Genomic DNA, 1,488 nt, shown 5'->3' on the forward strand with positions numbered 1-1,488 from the left:
CCTCTCGCCGCCGCTTTCATTGCGCTGAGAACATCCTTTGAAGAAAAACGTTCGCCTGTTTCCTCAGCTTCTCTTTCGGCTTCTGCAAGCTTGAAATACACGTCGCTTTCAAACTGCATTTTCTCAAAAGCCTCCATACTCATGACAACCATATCACCGTAACCGTTTTTGGTAAGGAAAACGGGTTGTGCTGTTTCATGAACGGTTTTTGAAATATCCGCAAAATTGTTTCTTAGATCCGAAACGGGTCTTATCATATTCATGTCCATGCTCATCGCCTCCTAAATATATTTTATCATAATTATGCTAAATTGTCAATGCGTTTTATATATTTTCTTTAAACTTTATTCCGCCTATCAAGTGAAACTCCAACTCATGCTGATCTATAACCACGATCTTCTCAACTATACTTTCAAATGCCGATTCTTCAAACTCGGTTATCGGCTTATCACGCCTTTCAAAAAAGTCTATTAACATTTCGATCTGATCCAGAGTTTCGTCCTCGTCGTCTAAGCGTGTAAGCTTTTTCAGTTCTGCTTGCAGCTTATTGATCTTTGCCGTAAGCTCAGTAGTCTGCTCAATATACTTAGCCTCGTCCAGAAAACCTTTAGTTTTCAGTCTTGCAAGGACGTGAGTTTGTTCTCGAAGCTTGGCGATTTCTTTGTGAATGTCCATTACTTGTGTTTTACCGTTGAACTTTTTAAGTTTCAAATCCTGCAATGATGTTTGAAGAGGTACAAGAATTTGCTTATAATTGAATAATAGTTTGTTGTATAGTCTTATAAAACTTTGCTTGATAAACTTTTCCTCAACTCGTTTATTCATGCACAATTCTGCTAAATTATCGTGTTTGCGGCAAACCCAGTATATTTTATTTCTACTATCTTTGCGTTTGTATTTTGTTCCACAGTTGGCACATATCAGTTTTCCTCTGAACGGTGATTCAGACACTATATTTTTATGTTTTCTGCTTTCAATCAATTTTTGAGCTTTTTCAAATATTTCTATCGAAATTATTGCTTCATGAGTATTCTGAATACAATATTTGTTTAATTGTCCATTGTTTTGAATCTTTCTATATGGAAGATTATTTGTTGTAAATGTTTTTTGATAGACTGAATCGCCAATATATTTTTCGTTGGAAAGAATATATCGAATGCCGTAATAACTAAATTTATCTTTATACACTTTGTACTTGCTCTGACAGATTTCTGAAATTCGCTGATAACCAATACCATTCAAAAACATATCAAAAATTTCTTCCACAATCTGAGCTTGAATTTTGTCAATAATCAATGCGCCATTATTTAACTTAAAACCAAATGGTGCAGAAAAAACATTTACAATTCCTTTTTCAAATCTTTTTTGATAACTCCATTTCAAGTTTTTTGAAATGGATACCGATTCCTCCTGAGCCAGACCGCCCATAATGGTTATCATCATTTCATCAGTCAGTTTTGCGGTATCAATGTTTTCTTTCTCAAAGAA

General features: G+C 34.7%; 2 protein-coding genes. Both read right to left on the reverse strand.

Going from position 1 to position 1,488, the window contains the following annotated elements:
- A partial coding sequence (locus AB5123_RS14325; RefSeq protein WP_368365000.1) for a type II toxin-antitoxin system Phd/YefM family antitoxin occupies positions 1–269 on the reverse strand: 269 nt, incomplete at its 3' end.
- Positions 270–324: 55 nt separating this feature from the next.
- Positions 325–1,488, reverse strand: a 1,164-nt coding sequence (locus AB5123_RS14330; protein WP_368365001.1) for a recombinase family protein, incomplete at its 5' end; no start/stop codon positions are given.

It is taken from the genome of Ruminococcus sp. RTP21204st1_B2_RTP21204_210225, from assembly GCF_040914135.1.
Lineage (GTDB): Bacteria > Bacillota > Clostridia > Oscillospirales > Ruminococcaceae > Hominimerdicola > Hominimerdicola aceti.